Origin of the sequence: Echinicola jeungdonensis (genome assembly GCF_030409905.1) — a bacterium.
Classification (GTDB): Bacteria; Bacteroidota; Bacteroidia; order Cytophagales; family Cyclobacteriaceae; genus Echinicola; species Echinicola jeungdonensis.
The window spans coordinates 812977-832544 of the sequence record NZ_JAUFQT010000001.1 but is presented as its reverse complement, the minus strand read 5'-3'; the positions used below and the strand labels follow the sequence as shown (position 1 = coordinate 832544).

Here is a 19568-nt window from a genome sequence, read left to right as displayed (position 1 = left end):
TCTAAAGGCTAATACCTTGGTATGCGGGAAAGCAGTATTTTACCCTTTCTTTTGTATTTTGTTTCTAGAATCCCTAAGATTTTGAACTTGGATGTGGTTCCAGTTGAATACAAATACCACCTACCTCTCATACTAATTGCCCCAAATGCCCTAAATCTTAAAACATAGCAATCCTCTTTTTGAGGGCATGATACTAAAAGCCAGAGCTCGAATTTAAAATTAGAGATATAACTCTGCTAATGTTTATGGCCTAAAGGGACTCATCCAGTACGTGACCTTGTGTGCTGGGGCTAGGGTGAAAATGGGCATGGCCCAGCTCCGGGAGGGCAGGCAATCTCCTTTTTTGAGGATTCCCCCGGCTTCTCCCCTCACGCCTGCGGAGTGGCGTTTTTTAAATTCCAAATGAGTTAATTAGGTTTATTCAATAGAAAATCAATATCCACGTTAAAGGGGTATTTCATCAAATAATGGAGTGCATCTTCCACCTTAAACCCTTCATAGAGCACCTTATATAAATTTTCAGTTATTGGTGCACGCATGCCTGATCCCTCTAAAAAAGTTTTCATCAATTTGACGGTATTGATTCCTTCGGCCACTTCTTCCATACTATCATTGATTTCATCCAGGTTTTCACCCTTTGCCAAACGGTAACCCACGGTATAGTTTCTGGAAAAGGTGGAACTACAGGTGGCCACAAGGTCTCCAATCCCTGCCAGGCCAATAAAAGATTGGGCTTGCCCGCCCAGTGCATTTCCAAGATGGATCAGTTCAACCATGCCTCTGGAGATCAATAACCCTTTTGCATTTTCCCCCAATCCCAAGCCGGCCAAAGCACCTGAGGCAATGGCAATGATGTTTTTGAGCACACCACTCAGCTCAACGCCAATAATATCTTGATTGCCGTAAACCTGGAAATTGTCTGAGCGAAGTAAACGTTGGCCTTCCAAAATTACTTCATTATAAGGGCTGGCTACAACCGTTGCTGCTGGTTGGCCTTTGGAAAGTTCCTTCGCCAGGTTGGGGCCTGCAAGGCAACCCACTCTTACTACAACAGTTTCATTGAGGATCACCTCACTCATGGTCCAAATATTTTCTCTTTTGATTTTTTTGACATCCTTGAGGGATTGGCCTTCAGGAAGATTGAGGGATAAGCCTTTGGTACCATGAATTAAAATGTGGTATGGCAAAAGGTAGGGAGCAAATTTTTGCATCACCTCCCTGAAACCCGTAGATGATACCACTGGAAACATTACTTCGCAGGATTCACAAAGGATCTTTGGGTCGGTGGTGGCCCGGATGCATGGATTTAAAGGTTTGCCATGGGCTTGGTGGTGTAAATTAATTTCTTCCACTACCTCCGGCTTACGGGCATAGACTATCACTTTGTTTTTCCTTGCCAATATATTGGCAATAGCCGTCCCAAAGCTCCCTATACCAATTACTCCTACAGGTTTCCCACTGCTTCTAGAAAAGTTTTTCGAGCTCATATCCGTCTAATCTGTTGTGGTAGTAATACAAAAGATTCATGTCTTCGGTGGTGATTTCACCTTTTTTGTTTTTTATTAAGGGCCTTTTGGCATGGTACATTCCAACATTGGCCAGACCATGGCGGATGATTTCTTCCAAGTCAGTTTTGAGGTGGGGCGCCACATGGACCCTACCTTCTTTACGAATTTCAAAAATCCTGTCCAACACCCTTTTGCACTCCCTTTTAAAATGTTCATAATTTAGGGTGAGGTCTTCATCCGGAAGCCGGAGAAGATTAAAAAGATCCATTTTATTGTTTTTCTTTTTGATCATTTCAAAAGCTGTAAAAGCCACCAGATGACTACTGAAGATCCTATTGATATTGTGAAACTCCTCTACAATCTTTTCCCCCAATTTTCTGGTATAAACTTCTTCACGTTGGGGGTCAACCGTTACAGCTCCATTACTGACAAAATAATCCCTGCAGTCAATGATTCTATGTTGTTTGTCTCTACTATTCCCTCTTTCATCTACATAGTTTCCCATAATATCCATGGCTTTTCCAATGGATACAGAAATATCTGACCCTTGCGTAAAGAATTTAATCAGGAACTTTGAAATCTTATAGGAGGTAGAAAATTCATCAGATTCCTTGTAATAGCGTTCCTGTCCAGTTTGGCTCAGGTGTTCCCGTATAAGGCTGGGCGCTTCCAGGACGAAGTGGTAGTTAATGGTGACGGGAACAATAAAAACTTTCCCTTTGATATTGTTCAGGCCTTTTTGATAATTGGCCCTTTGGGCTTCTATGGCTGTGCTAAGGAGGCCAAGTTTCAGTTTGGATTCTATTTTCCCACTTCGGGATCTGGTTCCCCCCGGAAAAAATAGACTGTGGCACCCATATTGGATGGCCTCACTGCTATAAGTCTTTAAGGTTTCCAGATAAAGAAGATTCTTCTTTCTCCGGTCCACCTTATAAGCACCCAATGCATTCATAAAATAGGCGAAAATCTGGATGTTAAAAAGGTTAAGGCCGGCTCCGTACATAAATGGGGGAAGACCTAATGTGCTGATGGCCCAGCCAATCAAAACACTGTCCAAATTACTGAAATGGGTAGGGACCATTACGATGGTGCCTTTGGAGGCCAGGTTCCTCAATTGATCTGTTTCTCCAATAATTTGGATTTTGTCCTGAAGGGTGTATTGTTGGCTGAAAATTGACGCAAGGCCTTTTACCCTCGCTGCATTAAGGAGTCGAGAAAACCCATATGTGATCATACTCCGGGTGGCCTGATAATGCCCATGGCTGAAGTTACCAGCTATCTCCTCAACATATCTTAATGTGATAGAATGGAGTATTTTGTGATAAGCCTCTTTTTTTTTCTCTTCAGTAAGACTTGATTCAGAAGATACCTGGACCAAAGCAGATTTAATACCTGCCCAAAAATCCTCTTCATCATCAGGATCCACTGCCCAGGCATTTTGTTGGGTCCGTAATTTTTCCCTGTAAAGGGTGGTTTCAAGTTCTTCCCGAAGGAGCTCTACATTGTTATTGGTGATTTTGATGATCCTGTCAACACTTTCGTCAGCAATTTTTTGAGCAAATTCTTTCCTGTTCTTTGACAGCTTTACAACCTGCCACTCTTCCTTTTTGGGAAGTATTGGGGCGTATTTATGTTTGATGTAGTCGTCAGTCAAGGAGAATTTATTTAGTGATTTTTCAAAGATAATCAAAAATTAAAGCTTTGATAGTAAGCTTTGGATTATGGTATGATCAAGAGGGAATTATTTTAAAATGGGGTTAAAAGTTTATAAATCAGTTGATATTTAATATTTTAGGGAGTTTGTAGAATCCAATTTTCCGGAAAATTGAATCAACCCAAAAGGACCATCTTTTTAAGTTTTTTCTTGTTTTGTTCTTTTTATTGGGCTAAAGGGCAAGGAAATATGCCTGTGGAAAATCATCACCAGGTGTTTCTACAGGTGGACAATGATGCGTTTGCCTTTATGCATTTTGATCGTTATTACACCCATGGGATGCATTTAGGATATATTTTTCAAGTATCCTCAAACGGCCGGTTAAAAACCAGGCTGACCCAACAAATATATACTCCTGAATTTTACACGGCAAAATCCAAGAAATATTATGACCGGCCTTTTGCAGGAGTGTTTTATGGGAAAATCGGTTATCAATGGTTGTTTGCTTCAGGTTGGTTGGAGGGTAATTTGTTATTGGGAAGAGTGGGCCCTGGCGCCAAAGCAGAGGAGGTTCAGACTTGGTACCATAGCCTTTTGGGATTTCCCCAGCCACGAGGGTGGAATTCCCAGGTTGAGAGTGGAGGACTTTCTAATCTTGATTTTTCGGGGGCTTACGGTATTGCAAGGGGAGGGAATTTTGATTTTTGGTTGGCCTCACAATTTTCTTGGGGGAATTTTGAAAAAAGCCTAACCTTTTCACCTTCCTTACGGTTGGGGAAATTGGCGCCCACCATTCGGGCAAGTGAAATTTCCGGTGCAAGAACTGGTAGCACAGGAAGTCATGAAACTTATGTTCAACTCGGAGCAATCTTCCAAAAGGTCTTTTGGAATGCTTCGGTCCAAGGGGCGGATACTACAAAGGAAATTAACCTGGATATGATGACTCCTTCTCCCGGAAGCCAAGAGTATTATCTAAGGTTGGTCCTTTCTTATCCCCATTTTGGGGTGTCATATAAGGTTTATTACCGAACCAAAGAAACCCTTATTAGTAAAGGCCAATTTGTTGGCAGCATCCATTTTTCCTATCTTTTTTAATCAAACCCAAACCGCGCAAACAAAAAAAGCAGGCAATGGTTAATGAAGTTGCATTAATCTATGATAGCATTTTGTCAATGGCATTTATCATCGTATTATTGCATCACCAAAAACCGATGAAGGCAGATTTAAAACAAATACAAGCGCCCATTGCAACGGAGATGACAGACTTCGAAAAGAAGTTTCGTTCTTTTATGAAGAGTAAGGTCAAACTCCTGGACCATATTACCAACTATATTGTCAAGAGAAAAGGCAAGCAGATGAGGCCTATGTTTGTTTTTTTGACTGCTGGGGTTTCCGGAGGGATTTCAGAATCTTCCTACCGGGGCGCTGCCTTGATCGAATTATTGCATACAGCTACCTTGGTTCATGATGATGTGGTGGATGATGCCAATTACCGCCGGGGATTTTTTTCAGTTAATGCCCTTTGGAAAAATAAAATTGCTGTATTAGTAGGGGATTACTTGTTGTCAAGGGGCTTATTGCTCAGTGTGGACAATGGGGATTTCGAATTGTTACAAATCGTTTCCAATGCTGTGAGGGAAATGAGTGAAGGGGAATTGTTACAGATTGCAAAAGCCCGGAATCTTGATATCACGGAAGATGTTTATTACACTATCATTCGGCAGAAAACGGCCAGTCTTATTGCGTCTTGTTGTGCAGTTGGGGCAGCTACTGCTGGTGGGGATGAAGAGCTGATAGGTAAAATGAGGTGTTTTGGGGAGAAAGTGGGAATGGCTTTTCAGATTAAAGATGATCTTTTTGATTATGGAGAGGAAGAAGTGGGGAAACCACTAGGTATTGATATCAAGGAGAAAAAAATGACCCTTCCTCTCATTTATGCACTCAATAATGCTGGTTGGGCTGACAGGAAAAAGATTATTTACCTGATCAGAAATAAGAATGAAAATAAAAAAGCCGTTAAACAAGTCATCGATTTTGTAAAAGGCTCAGGGGGGCTGGATTACGCCCAGGAAAAAATGAATGGTTATTATCAAGAGGCATTGGGTATTTTAAAAGAATTTCCTGACTCGCCTTACAAGCATTCTTTGGAGAGCCTGGTGCGGTATACCATAGAAAGAAAGAAATAATATTTTTCAATTATTATCCCGTTTTTTTGTTTTGGGGAATTCCTTTTTTACCACTTTACCCCACAAGGCTAATTAATGAAATTATTCCGCAAATTTCAGTAAATCCATACCCCGCATAAAAGCTTTATTTACAGTGTTTTTTCCCGTTTTTGACTAGTTTGTGGAATTTTATGGGAAATTGCCCCACTACTGATATAGGGTAAAAGTGGGGAGAAATCCCATTTTTTTATATAGGAAAATCATAGTGGTTAAAATACTTTTATTGTGTTTGTAGCTACTTATTTTGCGCATTTTTGTCGGTTTATCCTCTGAGGATAGTTTTTTGAAGGGTTGAGTTAATCCTGTGACCTTCAGGTAATAAATGTCATATTTTTCTTTAAATAATTGGGAAAATTCGGAGATTTAAATACATTTATAAAGAAGTGGTAAAAAGTGGGGGAAGGTGGTGGATAGTGTGAATGCTTTTATTACTTTTGTATTTGAAAAAGACTCTATCAAATAAAGAATGGCAACTTTCTCTAGCGAATATGAATGCAAACTCGACACCAAAGGGCGTCTGGTTTTGCCAGCCAAATTAAAGGCTGCATTACCAGAAGTGGGTGGTGGTGAGTTGGTTATGAGAAAGGGGTTTGATCCTTGCCTGGAATTATATCCCATGGTAGAGTTCAAAAAATTGGATAATCAGGTTTCCAGCTTGAGTGGTTTTGATCCAAAGGAGAGAAACTTCAAGCGGAATTTTTATAGAAACATTACGGAAGTGGAATTGGATTCAGCTGGAAGGTTTTTGATCCCTAAAGGCTTGTTGAAGTTTGCAGGGATTGACAGGGAGGTGGTTGTGGTTGGAGTGGGGAAAAATATCGAGATTTGGAGCCCTGAGCGATATGATGAATTCTTGATCCAAGACGAAGAAGAATTTTCATTGCAAGCCAAAAAATTTCTTACCCCCAACCAATAGATGACGACACCTAGCTACCATATACCCGTAATGCTTTCCCAGTGCATAGAAGGATTGGCTATCCATCCTGAGGGGATTTACCTTGATTTGACCTTCGGAGGTGGAGGGCATTCCAAGGAAATAGTAAAGCTTTTGGGGGAGAAGGGGCATTTATACGGCTTTGATCAGGATGCTGATGCGGGAGAAAATGAACTGGATCACCCACAGTTTACCTTTGTTCAGGCCAATTTTAGAGACCTTAAGCGTTATTTAAGGCTGTATGGGGTAAAGGAAGTGGATGGTATTTTGGCTGATTTGGGAATTTCATCTCATCAGATTGACGAACCTAGCAGGGGTTTTTCTACGAGATTTGAGGGAGAGCTGGATATGCGGATGAGCAAAAATACCCAATTAACCGCCAAGGAAGTGCTGAATACATACGGAGAGGGGGAGTTGCATAAAGTTTTTGGGATGTATGGGGAGGTTAAGAATGCAAAGACCCTTGCCCAGGCGGTGGTGGCGGAAAGGGCAAATAGCCCCATTAGTACCATTGAGGATTTTAAAAAGCTCTTGCAAAAATTTGCCCCCAGGGGCAGGGAGTTTAAATATTTTGCCCAGGTATTTCAGGCATTGAGAATAGAAGTCAATGATGAGATGAAGGCATTAGAGGAAATGTTGGAACAATCGGTCGAGGTGTTAAAACCTGGAGGCAGATTGGTAGTGATGAGTTACCATTCCTTGGAAGACAGAATGGTAAAGAACTTTATGAATAAGGGAAAGTTTCAGGGTGAGGTGGAGAAAGATTTTTATGGAAACCTAATCAGGCCCTTGGAACCCGTTACCCGGAAGGCGATCAAAGCAGATGCAGAAGAGGTTGCTCAAAATAACCGGGCAAGGAGTGCAAGATTGCGGATTGCTAAAAAATTGTAAAGGATGGAAGGGAATACATTCAAAAAAAGGATAAAAAAAGGCTCAAATAACAGGAGAAAGGGGAGTGGTAGCAATCTGTTCTCCTTTATTGATAAAAAATTGAATTTCAGCGAATGGTTGGGAGAGGGGATTCCGGTAAAGTTGGTTCCCCCCTTTCTTTATGCAGCCTTTTTAGCCCTGGTTTATATATGGAGCAATCACAGGGCTGAAAACACCATTCGGGAGATTGAAAAATTACAACAGGAAGTGGAAGATCTCAGGGCAGATGTGACCACCCTGGAGGCTGAGTACATGTTTAGTAGCAAACAATCCGAAGTGGCCAAAAAAATTAAGGTATTGGGAATTTATGAAATTGAAGAACCGCCAATAAAAATCATACAAGAGAAGTGAACATAAAAAAATCCATATTACTGAGAGTAAGGCTGGCCTTTTTGGCAGTAGTGCTTTTTGCAGGAGCTATTTTTTATAGGATAGCTCATGTTCAGTTTGTGGATGGGGATAAATGGCGGGAAATGGCTGAAAATATTAACCTCCAATACCGAAGGGTAAAGGCTACAAGGGGAAATATTTATAGTGGCAATGGGAGTTTGTTGGCCACCAGTTTGCCTTTTTACCGGGTAGCCATGGATCCTTCCATTGCAGATGACCAATTGTTCAAAGAGGGCATTGATTCCCTTGCCAGGAAACTTTCTGCCTTTTACAAAGACAAGTCCGCCAATTCTTACAAAAGGATAATTACAGATGCCAGGTTGGATGGAAGGAAATATATTATCCTTAACAGGAGGCAAATAGGCTATCAGGCAAAACAGGTTATGGCAGAATGGCCTATTTTCCGCCATGGAAGAATGGGGGGGGGAGTATTGTTTGAAAAGGTGGAAAAAAGGTATAATCCTTTTAAAAATTTGGCTGGAAGGACCATCGGCTTTTTGAATGAAGATAAATATGGGGCAGGCCTGGAATACAGTTTCAATAATTTCCTTGAAGGGACCAATGGAGAAGCCCTGTTTCAAAAAATTGCCGGAGGCACCTGGAAGCCGGTCCACGATGCTGAGGATATCCGGCCTGAAGATGGTTATGATATAGTGACCACCTTGGACGTAAATATCCAAGATGTTGCGGAATCCGCCCTTTTGCGGCAGTTAATGAACAAGGATGCCAATTATGGCTGTGTGGTGGTCATGGAAGTGGAAACTGGACATATTAAAGCTATGGCCAATTTGGAAAAAAACAATAGAGGGGGATACGGTGAGTATTATAACTATGCCGTTGGTGAGCAGGGATTGACCGAGCCTGGATCCACCTTTAAATTAATGTCCATGTTGGCTCTTTTGGAAGAAGGGAAGATTAATTTGAATGATACCATTGACACCGGGGACGGTACCTATAAGTTTTATAACCAGACCATGCGGGATGCAAAGTATGGGGGCTATGGGAAATTGACCATCAGGCAGGCCTTTGAAAAATCTTCAAATGTGGCTGTTTCCAAATTGGTGGAAGAAAATTTTGGAGTGGCACCATCAAAATTCCTGAAATATGTGGAAAGGGCAGGCTTGGATAAACCTCTTGGATTCCAGTTAAAAGGAGAAGGGGTGCCTTATTTTAAAGATCCCAAGGATAAAAATTGGTACGGCACCACTTTGCCATGGATGTCCATAGGGTATGAACTGAAATTGACTCCATTACAAACATTGGCCCTATATAATGCAGTGGCCAATGAAGGCAAAATGGTCAGGCCAATGTTGGTTCATAAAATCCGAAAAGGCAATAGGGTGGAAGAGGAATTCGAAACTAAAGTATTGGAGGATGAGATTGCCTCCCAAGCCACTATCAAACAATTGCAGTCCTTATTGGAAGGGGTTGTCATAAGGGGAACAGCCAGAAACATCAAGGACCAGGATTATAAAATTGCCGGTAAAACCGGTACGGCTCAAAAGTTGGAAAATGGTCGTTATACCAGGAGATATTATGCTTCATTTGCCGGATATTTTCCTGCAGATAATCCCAAGTACAGCATGATAATCGCGATAGATAGCCCTAAAGGATTTAATGCTTATGGAGGGGATGTCTCAGCTCCTGTATTTAAAGAAATAGCCGATAAAATATATGCCCAGGATTTGGAGTTAAATACCAGGGAAAAGAAAAAGAATCAAAAGGACCTGCGCTATATGGGGAATGAATTTCCTTATATCCAGGCAGGCATGGCAAATGAACTGCAAATGATATGCAACCGGTTTGGGGTCTCCAACCATTACAATGGTGCAGAGCGTTGGGTAAAATCTTCTGTGGTCAATAAGGCCATCAGTTGGAAAGCTAATAAAGTAGATGCTCCCCTTGTGCCAGATGTTTCAGGAATGACTTTGAAAGATGCTTTGTATGTATTGGAAAATAAAGGTCTAAGGGTAGTTTATACTGGTAGTGGAAGAGTAAAGCGGCAATCTATTCCCGCAGGTGCAAGTGTGAATAAGGGAAGGACAATCAAAATCGAATTGAGTTAATGAAGCTATTAAAAGATATATTGTATAAGGTGTCCTTAACCTCCACTCTGGGAGATATGGAGTTGGAGGTGAGTGATGTCGTCTTTGACAGCAGAAAAGTAAAAAAGGGGGCTGCTTTTGTTGCCGTTCGCGGTACCAAGGTGGATGGGCATGATTTTATTGAACAGGCTTTGGGAAAAGGAGCCAATTCAATTATCTGTGAAGACTTGCCCGAAGAAATCAAATCAGGAATTTCCTATGTTCGGGTAAAAAATTCATCCCATGCACTTGGGGTTATTGCCTCCAATTATTACAACAACCCTTCCCAAAAGTTAAAAGTGGTTGCCATCACAGGAACCAATGGCAAAACAACTTGTGTGACCCTTTTACACCGACTGTTTATGGAACTGGGTTATGTGTCGGGAATGCTGAGCACTGTTGAAAATAAAATTAATGAACAAACCCTGCCCTCAACCCTGACTACCCCTGATGCAGTTTCCATCAACCGGCTGATGGATGAAATGGTGAAAGCAGGTTGTACCCATTGTTTTATGGAGGCCAGTTCTCATGCCATTGTTCAGGAAAGAATGGCCGGCTTGGATTTGGCAGGGGCCGTGTTTACCAATATTACCCATGACCACCTGGACTACCATGGAACATTTGATGAATACATCAAGGCCAAGAAAAAACTTTTTGATGAATTGCCAAGGGAGGCCTTTGCCTTGATCAATGCGGATGATAAAAGGGGAATGGTCATGACCCAAAATACCAAGGCAGACCGAAAAACTTTTGGGTTGAAATATCCAACCGATTTTAAGGCAAAGGTGCTTAGCAATACTCTTCAAGGCTTGGAGCTGGATGTAAATGGTAAACAGGTTTGGTTCCGTTTGATAGGGGAATTTAATGCTTACAATATTATTGCTGTCCTAGGAACTGCCGTTCTCTTGGGAGAAGAAGAAGATGAAGTTTTGACCCAGCTTTCCAAGATTAAAGGGGCTCATGGTCGCTTTGATCAAATGGAATTGGAAGGGGTGACAGCTATAGTGGATTATGCCCATACGCCGGATGCATTGGAAAATGTTCTCAAAACCATTCAAGGCGTCAGGACTGGAGGTGAAAAAGTGATCACCGTAGTAGGTTGTGGAGGCAATAGAGACAAAACCAAGAGGCCAAAAATGGCCAAGATTGCTGCCCAATACTCCGATAAATTGGTTTTTACTTCTGATAATCCCCGCGATGAAGATCCAATGGAGATTATCAGGGATATGGAGGCCGGAGTTAATCCAGTAGACTTTAAAAAAACAGTAGCGATTGCCGACAGAAAGGAAGCCATAAAAACAGCTTGTGTATTGGCATCTAAAGGTGATATAATTCTGGTGGCTGGCAAAGGCCATGAAACATATCAAGAAATTAAAGGGGAACGTCTTCCATTTGATGATTTTAAAACAGTAAAGGAATTAATGCATCTTATTCACGCAAAGTAAATCATGTTATATCACCTTTTTGATTATATCGACAGAGCTTTTGATTTTCCCGGAGCCGGGGTTTTTCGATATATTTCCTTCAGGGCAGGGATGGCCGCTTTGGTGTCTTTGATCATTACCATCACCTTTGGAAAAACTATGATCAATTGGATCAGGAGAAAGCAAATTGGTGAAACTGTCAGGGATCTTGGCCTGGAAGGTCAAAGTGAAAAAGGCGGGACTCCAACCATGGGAGGCTTGATCATGATTGCCGCTATTCTGGTCCCCTCCTTATTGTTTGCTGATGTATACAATATCTATATCATATTGCTCCTGATTACAACTATTTGGTTAGGTGGAATTGGCTTTTTAGATGATTTTATCAAAGTCTTCCGAAAGAACAAGGAAGGGCTTGCAGGGAAATTTAAAATTATTGGACAGATAACTATTGGAATTATTGTAGGAGGTACGCTTTATTTTCATGAGGAGGTAGTGGTCAGAGAGTTTCAGACACCGGTCAGCATTGAAGAAGGGGTTGTGGAAACGCCCGCATTCAAAGATGTGAAGGCAGCAAAAACTACCATTCCCTTTATGAAAAACAATGAATTGAATTATGAGAACTTTCTGGGATTTCTAGGGGAAAAAGCCACTCCAGTATTGTACATATTATTGGTGATCTTTATTATCACCGCGGTTTCAAACGGAGCCAATATCACCGATGGAATAGATGGCTTGGCAGCGGGGACTTCGGCGATCATAGGCCTTACCATTGCCATTTTTGCCTATATCAGCGGTAATGCCATTTTCTCCCAATACCTCAATGTGATGTTTATTCCCAATTCAGGAGAGCTGGTGATATTTTGTTCTGCTTTTTTGGGTGCCTGTGTAGGGTTTTTATGGTACAATTCATTTCCTGCCCAGGTTTTTATGGGGGATACAGGGAGTTTGATGTTAGGAGGGGTGATTGCAGTGCTTTGTTTGACTTTAAGAAAAGAATTATTGATACCGGTACTTTGTGGGATTTTTGTAGTGGAAAACCTGTCAGTGATATTACAGGTCAGCTACTTTAAATATACCCGGAAAAAGTTTGGAGAAGGGAGAAGGATATTCCGAATGTCACCCTTGCACCACCATTACCAAAAAGGGGGAATTGCGGAGGCAAAAATTGTCACCCGTTTTTGGATTGTGGGCATTTTGTTGGCCATTATCACCTTAGCTACCCTAAAATTAAGATAGTCATGAAAAAGTTAGCCATACTTGGAGCAGGAGAAAGTGGAATGGGGGCAGCTATCCTAGCCAGGGTCCATGAATATCCAGTATTTGTTTCTGACTCAGGAGTCATTTCTTCCGAAAAGAAACAAAAACTGAAGGAAATTGGAGCTGATTATGAGGATGGTGGCCACAGCAAGGAAAAGATATTGGCCTTTGACGAGATCATTAAAAGCCCAGGCATTCCTTATTCCAATGAGGTGGTGGAGGCAGCCCTGGAAAAAGGTATTTCAGTAATTGATGAATTGGAATTTGCTTATCGCTATTCAAAGGGAAAGGTTATCGCAATTACTGGAACCAATGGAAAGACCACAACAACCCTTTTGACCTACCATTTGATGAAAACTGCAGGGATGGATGTAGGCTTGGGTGGCAATGTGGGCAAAAGCTGGGCAAGACAATTGGCGGAGAAAGATCATGAATGGTGGGTGTTGGAAGTTAGTAGTTTTCAGATAGATGGACTCAAAACCTTTAGGCCAAGGGTGGCCGTGGTGACCAATATTACCGCGGACCATCTGGACCGCTATGGGTATGTTTTGGATAAATACATCCATTCCAAGTTGAATTTGTTAAACAATATGCTTGAGGGGGATGCTTTTATCTATTACCAGGAGGACCATAACATTTGGAAAGGTTTAAGTGAGTTGCTGGTAAAACCCCAAATCCATGAGGTCTCCCTGGAGAAAATTGTGAAAAATGGCAGCTTTTACAATGGATCAGAAGTAAAGGTCAATTTTGGAGATAAGATAGTAACCATTCCCGAGGAAGAAATAGTCCTAAGGGGAACACATAATATGATCAATGTAATGTGCGCAGTTAATGCGGCATTGATTGCCGGTGCTGATGAGGCAGGCATTAAAGCAGGGTTAAAAGATTTTAAGAATGCCCCACACCGGATGGAAATTGTCGATGAAATAGATGGTGTTCTTTATATCAATGACAGTAAAGGCACCAATGTGGATGCATCTTCCTATGCCTTGGCGGCTTTTCAGCAACCGATGGTATGGATAGCAGGAGGGGTTGATAAAGGCAATGATTACGAAGCGTTGAAGCCTGAAGTTATCGACCATGTGATTGCATTGATTTGTCTGGGCAAGGAAAATGATAAACTAATAAAAGCCTTTGAAAAGGTGGTTCCGGAAATCCGGGAAACTAAGGATATGACCGAAGCTGTCAAATGGGGTCAGGAGCTGACCCAAGATGGTGAAGTGGTCTTGTTGTCTCCAGCTTGTGCGAGTTTTGACTTGTTTAAGAACTATGTGGACAGGGGAGATCAATTTAAGGCAGCGGTAAAAAATCTGAAAAGCAAAGAAAAATGGTAGCGGCAAAAGCTTGGATCGATAAAAATCTTAAAGGGGACTCCGTCATCTGGGGGATTGTGATTGTATTGTCGATCATCAGTATCCTGGTGGTATATTCTGCTACCGGGACTTTGGCCTACAGGAAGATGGGAGGTAATACAGAGGTTTACCTCATCAAACATACCTTGCTTATTTTGCTGAGTTTGGTGGTGATGTGGATGGCCCATAAAGTGCCTTATAAATATTATGGAAAGTTAAGTTTGATGGCCCTTTGGGTGTCAGTACCTCTGTTGGGCATCACTTATTTCTTTGGGGCTAACCTGAATGCGGCGAGCCGATGGTTGACCATTCCAATTATCAATCAGGCATTTCAGCCCTCGGACCTGGCCAAGCTGGCTTTGATTGCCGCAGTAGCTGGGATGTTGGCCAAGCGCCAAAAAAATATCGGGGATTTTCAGAATACGTTTATCCCGATTATGATCTGGATAGGGATGATTTGCTTGCTTATTGCCCTTGCTAATATGTCCACAGCGGTATTATTATTAGCAACCTGCTTGTTGTTGATGTTTATTGGCAGGGTGCCTATGAAATTTCTTCTGATGGTTTGCCTGATCGGGGCTTTGGCACTGACCACGGCCATCTTTGTTGGTCAAAGAGGTGGAACCTTTTTCAGTAGAATTGAAAATTTTATGTCCGATGAGGATATCCCCTATCAGGCCCAACAGTCTTATATCGCCATTGCTACGGGAGGAGTGGCTGGAAAAGGACCTGGTAATAGCGAGCAGCGGAATTTTCTTCCCCACCCATATTCAGATTTTATCTTTGCAATTATCATCGAAGAATATGGGATGATAGGTGGAGGGGTAGTGCTGTTTCTCTATTTGGCTTTGCTTTACCGGGGAATGCATGTGGTGGCAATATCGAATAGGCCATTTGGAGGATTGTTGTCAGCAGGTTTGAGTTTTGCATTAGTGATCCAAGCCCTGGTTAATATGGCGGTTGCCGTCGGGTTGGGGCCAATTACCGGATTGCCATTACCGCTTTTAAGTATGGGGGGAACCTCCCTATTGTTTACCGGGATTTCACTGGGTATTATCCTGAGTGTGAGCCGTGGTGACCAGGAAGATTCATTTCAGATGGATGGCAATCAGCCTAGAAAAAATGTTATGGAAATCGCTTAAATAATAAAGTATCGAAAAGCAATCTACATATCGCATCATGATCAGCGGGGGAGGTACCGGAGGACATATTTATCCGGCCATCGCTATTGCTCATGCCTGGAAGGAGAAATTTCCCGAAAGTGAAATTTTGTTTGTGGGTGCTGAAGGGAAAATGGAGATGGAGAAAGTGCCTGAGGCTGGATTTGCCATTGAGGGATTGCCTGTTGCAGGATTGCAAAGGAGTTTGACCTTAAAGAACCTTAGTTTCCCTTTTAAGCTGTTGGCAAGCCTGAATAAATCCAAAAGGTTGGTGCAAAGCTTTAAACCAGATGCAGTGGTGGGTGTTGGAGGATATGCCAGTGGTCCGCTATTATATGTGGCCCAGAGAAAAGGGATACCTTCTTTGCTCCAGGAACAAAATTCCTATGCAGGATTAACAAATAAGATTCTTGCAAAAAATGCCAATGCGATTTGTGTGGCATACCCGGAAATGGAAAAGTTCTTTCCGCTTTCTAAAATCCATTTTACCGGTAATCCGGTAAGGAAAGATATCCTTTCCCTGGAAGGAAAAAAGGAAAAGGCACTAGAACATTTTGGCCTGGTAAGTGATAAACCAGTAATGTTGGTTTTGGGAGGTAGTTTAGGAGCCCGGACCATAAATAATGCCATGGTGGCTTCCATAAGGCATTTTGAAGAAAAGGGATATCAGGTATTATGGCAGACGGGAAGAATTTATTATATGGAAATGCAAGACCATTTAGAAAAGGCAGAATTATCCCATATTCGCGGTCTGGAATTTATTAAGGAAATGGACTTGGCTTATGCAACGGCTGATGTCATTGTGTCCAGAGCAGGTGCTTTGGCCGTTTCGGAGTTGAGCCTGGTGGGGAAACCAGTGATTTTCATCCCTTCACCCAATGTGGCTGAAGATCATCAGACTAAAAATGCTATGGCTTGCGTCAAGCAAAAAGCCGCATTTATTCTAAAGGATGATGAGGCTGAAGAAAGGCTGGCCACCCAAGTGGATGAGCTGATGGATAACCTTGAGTTGAGAAAAAAATTAGGTGCAAATATTCAAAAACTGGGCAAGCCCAAGGCTGCTCAGGAAATTATCAGTGTTTTGGAAAGCATAATTAAATGAAGTGGGGAAAACTACATAGCGTTTATTTCTTAGGAATCGGAGGAATCGGCATGAGCGCCATAGCCCGCTGGTTTAACCATGTAGGTGTCCCTGTTTTCGGTTATGATAAAACCCCGTCCCCGCTAACCCACCGGTTAGAAGAGGAGGGGATGAGGATTACTTATGAGGATAGTTTGGAAACTATTCCTGAGGAGGTGATAAATCACTGGCAAGAAACCTTGATAATTTGGACACCAGCCATTCCCAGGACCAATATTCAATTGAAATATTTTCAGGAAAAGGGATTTAAACTGAAAAAAAGATCTGAAGTTTTAGGGATGATTACCAAGTCCATGTACACGGTTGCAGTAGCAGGGACTCACGGAAAAACCACTACATCCTCCATGATTGCCCATATTTTGAAAAATTCGGGGAGGAATATAGCTGCATTTTTGGGAGGCCTGACCCAGAATTATGAAAGCAATCTTATTCTCCATGATGAGGAAAATGAGGAACAACCTGTAGTGGTGGTGGAGGCCGATGAATTTGACAGGTCATTTCTTCAGTTATTTCCTAATGTGGGAATAATCACGAGCGTAGATGCTGACCATCTTGATATTTATGGTGATGCTCAGGAGCTTACTGATAATTTTGGAAAATTCATCAATTTGATCCCGGCAGGTGGATATTTGTTTATTCAAAATAATGCCCTTGAAAAGCTAAAAAGGAACAATTTTGGCGGATTGACTTTGCGTCAATATGGTCTGAAAAAGGGAGATATTAAAGCCCGTAAAGTTAAAGCAGGAGTGGCTTCTTTTTCCTTTGATTATGTAAGCCCCGGCCAAACCATCAAAAATCTAAAGCTGAACATGCCAGGCTTTCATAATGTGGAAAATGCACTTTCCGCAGTGGCGGTGGCCTTGCATTTTGGGATCAGTGAGGAAGATATCCGGGAAGGATTGAAAACCTTCAAAGGGGTTAAAAGGAGATTTGAAATAAAAAGGCAGGATGAAAAAGGAGTGTATATCGATGATTATGCCCATCATCCTGAAGAAATAAGGGCTTTTCTGGCGTCAGTAAAAGCCATGTACCCTGAGAAGAAACTGACAGCAGTTTTCCAGCCCCACCTTTTCAGTAGGACCAGGGATTTTGCAGAGGGCTTTTCAAATGCGCTTTCATTGGCGGATGAAGTGGTTTTGCTGGACATTTACCCAGCCAGGGAGCTTCCCATTGAGGGGGTTACATCCGAAATGTTGATGCCCCATATTACTGCAAAAGAAAAATCCCTGCAAAGCAAGCATGGTTTATTGGTTTACCTGGCCCAAAAGAAACCAGAAGTCCTGGTGACCATGGGTGCCGGGGATATTGATCGTTTGGTAGATCCAATCAATAAAATGATGGAGATATGGTGATCAAAAGATGGAAAATAAAGCAATCCTTGGTGTTTACACTCTTATTGCTGGTATTAGTAGCCTTTATTGGCTTTGTGGAAAAAAAGGATGCTGAAAGGAGGTTTCATTCTCTTGAAGTAAATGTCAACGGGATCAGTGATGTGTATTTCGTGGAAGACCATGAAATCAAGAACATGTTGGAAAAGGCATTTCCCGAATTGACAACAGGAAAAAAATTGGATGATGTCCAGCTTAGAAAATTGGAGATGAAGGTTGAAAGCCATCCATTTGTAAAAAATGCAGAGGTTTATAAAGACCTAAAAGGGAAGGTTCGTGTGGATATTGACCAATTCAGGCCTGTGGCCAGGATTTCCAGGCCCATTGCAGCGGATGGTTATGTTTCTTCCGAGGGGTTGATCTTGCCTACTTCACCCCATTATACCTCAAGGGTTTTGATCATTAATGGCCCAAAGGCAGATCAACTTTTGGCTGCCAGGGATCTTTCGGAAGAATATGGAAACTTATTGGAGTTTATCCAATTCATCGACCAACAGCCCTTTTGGAAAGCTCAGATAGCTACCATTGAAATGGACAGGGATGGAGAATTAAAATTGTACCAACAGGTGGGCAAACAAGTGATTGAGTTTGGAAAGCCCACCAATATTAAAGAGAAGTTTAATAAGATAAACCTCTATTACGAAAAGATTATACCCCAAAAAGGTTGGAATACCTATGAGCGGGTAAATGTAGAATTTAAGGACCAAATTATTTGTGAATAATTGATATAGCTATGGAAAATGACAAACTGATTGTAGGACTGGACATTGGAACCACCAAAATTTGCGCCATCATTGGCCGCAAAAATGAGTTCGGCAAGTTGGAGGTCTTGGGAATGGGCAAGGCTGTTTCTGACGGAGTTATCCGTGGTATTGTTACCAATATTGACAAAACCGTGAATGCTATTCAAAAAACGGTGAATGAAGCAGCTGATATGGCTGAAGTCAATATCAGGGAGGTGATTGTTGGAATTGCCGGGCAACATATACGCAGTTCTGTTCACCACGGTGTCATCATCAGAAACACCAAAGATGATGAAATCACCATTGAAGATGTGAGAAGGCTTTCCAATGATATGGAAAATATTGTTGTTCCTCCAGGCAATACCATTATTCATGTAATGCCCCAGGACTATACCGTAGATTATGAGGATGGGATCAAAGATCCCGTAGGGATGTCCGGTGCCAGGTTAGAGGCAGATTTTCATATCATTACCGCCCAAACCACAGCTATTAATAATATTAACCGCTGTGTTAAAAGGGCAGACCTGCATTCCCAGGATTTGATTTTGGAACCCCTGGCCAGCTCGCTATCGGTCCTAAGCGATTTGGATAAGGAGGCCGGTGTTTGTCTGGTTGATATAGGTGGGGGGACAACTGATATAGCTATATTCTACGATAATATTATCCGTCATACGGCCGTCATTCCGTTTGGTGGAAATATCATTACCTCTGATATCAAAGAGGGATGCATGGTCATGCAGAATCAAGCGGAGCTGCTGAAAACTAAATTTGGTCGTGCCATAGCTGAAGAAGCCAACCCAAATGAAATCGTATCTATTCCAGGTTTGAGGAACCGTCCTCCAAAGGAGATTTCTGTAAAAAATCTGGCAAGTATTGTTGAAGCCAGAATGGAAGAAATCATTGAAATGGTTCAATCTGAAATAGTAGCCAGTGGGCTATACAAGAAATTGGCAGGAGGTATCGTCTTGACAGGGGGAGGATCACAGCTTCAAGGGGTAGGCCAATTGTTTGAATACATGACCGGATTGGATACCCGAATTGGGTATCCGAATGAGCACCTTGGAAAATCCAAAATAGAAGAAGTCAAAAGCCCTATGTATGCCACCACTGTTGGATTGGTATTGGCCGGGTTCAAAGCATTGGATGAGCGGGAGGATTACTACCGTCAACGTCAGGCAGCACCCGGGAATGCACGCTCTGAACGAGGTAAAATGGAAATGCCAGGAAAGGATATTTTTGGAAGCATCAGAAAAAGATTGAAAGATTTTATAACCGATGATATTGGTGACGATGGCAATTATTGAGCATCGTAAATAAGTTGAAAAAATTTAAAGATAAGATTTAGAAATAAAGAGTAATAGTTCACCAAAAAATTGAG

General features: G+C 41.9%; 16 protein-coding genes. 14 read left to right on the top strand and 2 right to left on the bottom strand.

The features are described 5' to 3' along the window. Window positions 1–407: 407 nt before the first annotated feature. Window positions 408–1487, bottom strand: a complete 1080-nt coding sequence (locus tag QWY93_RS03625) for an NAD(P)H-dependent glycerol-3-phosphate dehydrogenase (RefSeq protein ID WP_290246823.1) — start codon at window positions 1485–1487, stop codon at window positions 408–410. After that, entirely contained in the window at window positions 1465–3162 is a 1698-nt protein-coding gene (locus tag QWY93_RS03620; RefSeq protein ID WP_290246822.1) for a 1-acyl-sn-glycerol-3-phosphate acyltransferase, read from the bottom strand. The genes QWY93_RS03625 and QWY93_RS03620 overlap by 23 nt, the downstream gene beginning before the upstream one ends. Before the next feature lie 171 nt (window positions 3163–3333). Here QWY93_RS03620 and QWY93_RS03615 point away from each other — a divergent pair, with 171 nt between their 5' ends. The 14 genes from QWY93_RS03615 to ftsA all read left to right on the top strand — a co-directional run bounded on the left by QWY93_RS03615 (window position 3334) and on the right by ftsA (window position 19494). Beyond that, window positions 3334–4257, top strand: coding sequence for a lipid A deacylase LpxR family protein (locus QWY93_RS03615; RefSeq protein WP_353959617.1), 924 nt, complete (start codon window positions 3334–3336; stop codon window positions 4255–4257). A gap of 116 nt (window positions 4258–4373) precedes the next feature. Further along, the gene (locus QWY93_RS03610) at window positions 4374–5348 is read left to right on the top strand and encodes a polyprenyl synthetase family protein (RefSeq protein ID WP_290248814.1); all 975 of its coding nucleotides are present in this window, start codon (window positions 4374–4376) and stop codon (window positions 5346–5348) included. A 505-nt stretch (window positions 5349–5853) separates the two neighbouring features. After that, window positions 5854–6303, top strand: coding sequence for a division/cell wall cluster transcriptional repressor MraZ (mraZ, locus tag QWY93_RS03605; RefSeq protein ID WP_290246820.1), 450 nt, complete (start codon window positions 5854–5856; stop codon window positions 6301–6303). Continuing rightward, window positions 6304–7212, top strand: coding sequence for a 16S rRNA (cytosine(1402)-N(4))-methyltransferase RsmH (gene rsmH, locus QWY93_RS03600; protein ID WP_290246819.1), 909 nt, complete (start codon window positions 6304–6306; stop codon window positions 7210–7212). It abuts the gene before it with no gap. Window positions 7213–7215: 3 nt separating this feature from the next. Continuing rightward, window positions 7216–7602 carry an FtsL-like putative cell division protein gene (locus QWY93_RS03595; protein ID WP_290246818.1) on the top strand — a complete coding sequence of 129 codons (387 nt, stop codon included), beginning with the start codon at window positions 7216–7218 and terminating at the stop codon, window positions 7600–7602. Next, complete coding sequence (locus QWY93_RS03590) at window positions 7599–9707, top strand: penicillin-binding protein (RefSeq protein WP_290246817.1); 2109 nt, start codon at window positions 7599–7601, stop codon at window positions 9705–9707. Before QWY93_RS03595 ends, QWY93_RS03590 begins: the two co-directional genes overlap by 4 nt. Then, window positions 9707–11170 carry a UDP-N-acetylmuramoyl-L-alanyl-D-glutamate--2,6-diaminopimelate ligase gene (locus QWY93_RS03585; RefSeq protein WP_290246816.1) on the top strand — a complete coding sequence of 488 codons (1464 nt, stop codon included), beginning with the start codon at window positions 9707–9709 and terminating at the stop codon, window positions 11168–11170. The genes QWY93_RS03590 and QWY93_RS03585 overlap by 1 nt, the downstream gene beginning before the upstream one ends. A gap of 3 nt (window positions 11171–11173) precedes the next feature. After that, entirely contained in the window at window positions 11174–12385 is a 1212-nt protein-coding gene (gene mraY, locus QWY93_RS03580) for a phospho-N-acetylmuramoyl-pentapeptide-transferase (RefSeq protein WP_290246815.1), read from the top strand. Window positions 12386–12387: 2 nt separating this feature from the next. Next, on the top strand, window positions 12388–13740 hold the full coding sequence (gene murD, locus QWY93_RS03575) for a UDP-N-acetylmuramoyl-L-alanine--D-glutamate ligase (protein ID WP_290246814.1): 1353 nt from the start codon (window positions 12388–12390) through the stop codon (window positions 13738–13740). Continuing rightward, window positions 13734–14900 carry an FtsW/RodA/SpoVE family cell cycle protein gene (locus tag QWY93_RS03570; protein WP_290246813.1) on the top strand — a complete coding sequence of 389 codons (1167 nt, stop codon included), beginning with the start codon at window positions 13734–13736 and terminating at the stop codon, window positions 14898–14900. Before murD ends, QWY93_RS03570 begins: the two co-directional genes overlap by 7 nt. Before the next feature lie 37 nt (window positions 14901–14937). Further along, the gene (gene murG, locus QWY93_RS03565; RefSeq protein ID WP_379945324.1) at window positions 14938–16020 is read left to right on the top strand and encodes an undecaprenyldiphospho-muramoylpentapeptide beta-N-acetylglucosaminyltransferase; all 1083 of its coding nucleotides are present in this window, start codon (window positions 14938–14940) and stop codon (window positions 16018–16020) included. Further along, a complete protein-coding gene (murC, locus tag QWY93_RS03560; RefSeq protein WP_290246812.1) occupies window positions 16017–17411 on the top strand; it encodes a UDP-N-acetylmuramate--L-alanine ligase in 1395 nt (464 codons plus the stop codon). The genes murG and murC overlap by 4 nt, the downstream gene beginning before the upstream one ends. Beyond that, window positions 17405–18169 (top strand): cell division protein FtsQ/DivIB, encoded by a 765-nt coding sequence (locus QWY93_RS03555; RefSeq protein ID WP_290246811.1) that lies wholly within the window; start codon window positions 17405–17407, stop codon window positions 18167–18169. Before murC ends, QWY93_RS03555 begins: the two co-directional genes overlap by 7 nt. Before the next feature lie 11 nt (window positions 18170–18180). Beyond that, window positions 18181–19494: a cell division protein FtsA gene (gene ftsA, locus QWY93_RS03550; protein WP_290246810.1), complete on the top strand. Its 1314-nt coding sequence runs from the start codon at window positions 18181–18183 to the stop codon at window positions 19492–19494. The last annotated feature ends 74 nt before the right edge of the window (window positions 19495–19568 follow it).

Coding starts and splice junctions, on each gene's coding strand:
- QWY93_RS03595 (WP_290246818.1), top strand. CDS start 7,216: ATGGAAGGGAATACATTCAAAAAAAGGATAAAAAAAGGCTCAAATAAC.
- murC (WP_290246812.1), top strand. CDS start 16,017: ATGAAGTGGGGAAAACTACATAGCGTTTATTTCTTAGGAATCGGAGGA.
- mraZ (WP_290246820.1), top strand. CDS start 5,854: ATGGCAACTTTCTCTAGCGAATATGAATGCAAACTCGACACCAAAGGG.
- murD (WP_290246814.1), top strand. CDS start 12,388: ATGAAAAAGTTAGCCATACTTGGAGCAGGAGAAAGTGGAATGGGGGCA.
- ftsA (WP_290246810.1), top strand. CDS start 18,181: ATGGAAAATGACAAACTGATTGTAGGACTGGACATTGGAACCACCAAA.
- QWY93_RS03555 (WP_290246811.1), top strand. CDS start 17,405: ATGGTGATCAAAAGATGGAAAATAAAGCAATCCTTGGTGTTTACACTC.
- rsmH (WP_290246819.1), top strand. CDS start 6,304: ATGACGACACCTAGCTACCATATACCCGTAATGCTTTCCCAGTGCATA.
- murG (WP_379945324.1), top strand. CDS start 14,938: ATGATCAGCGGGGGAGGTACCGGAGGACATATTTATCCGGCCATCGCT.
- QWY93_RS03610 (WP_290248814.1), top strand. CDS start 4,374: ATGAAGGCAGATTTAAAACAAATACAAGCGCCCATTGCAACGGAGATG.
- QWY93_RS03585 (WP_290246816.1), top strand. CDS start 9,707: ATGAAGCTATTAAAAGATATATTGTATAAGGTGTCCTTAACCTCCACT.
- QWY93_RS03570 (WP_290246813.1), top strand. CDS start 13,734: ATGGTAGCGGCAAAAGCTTGGATCGATAAAAATCTTAAAGGGGACTCC.
- mraY (WP_290246815.1), top strand. CDS start 11,174: ATGTTATATCACCTTTTTGATTATATCGACAGAGCTTTTGATTTTCCC.
- QWY93_RS03625 (WP_290246823.1), bottom strand. CDS start 1,487: ATGAGCTCGAAAAACTTTTCTAGAAGCAGTGGGAAACCTGTAGGAGTA.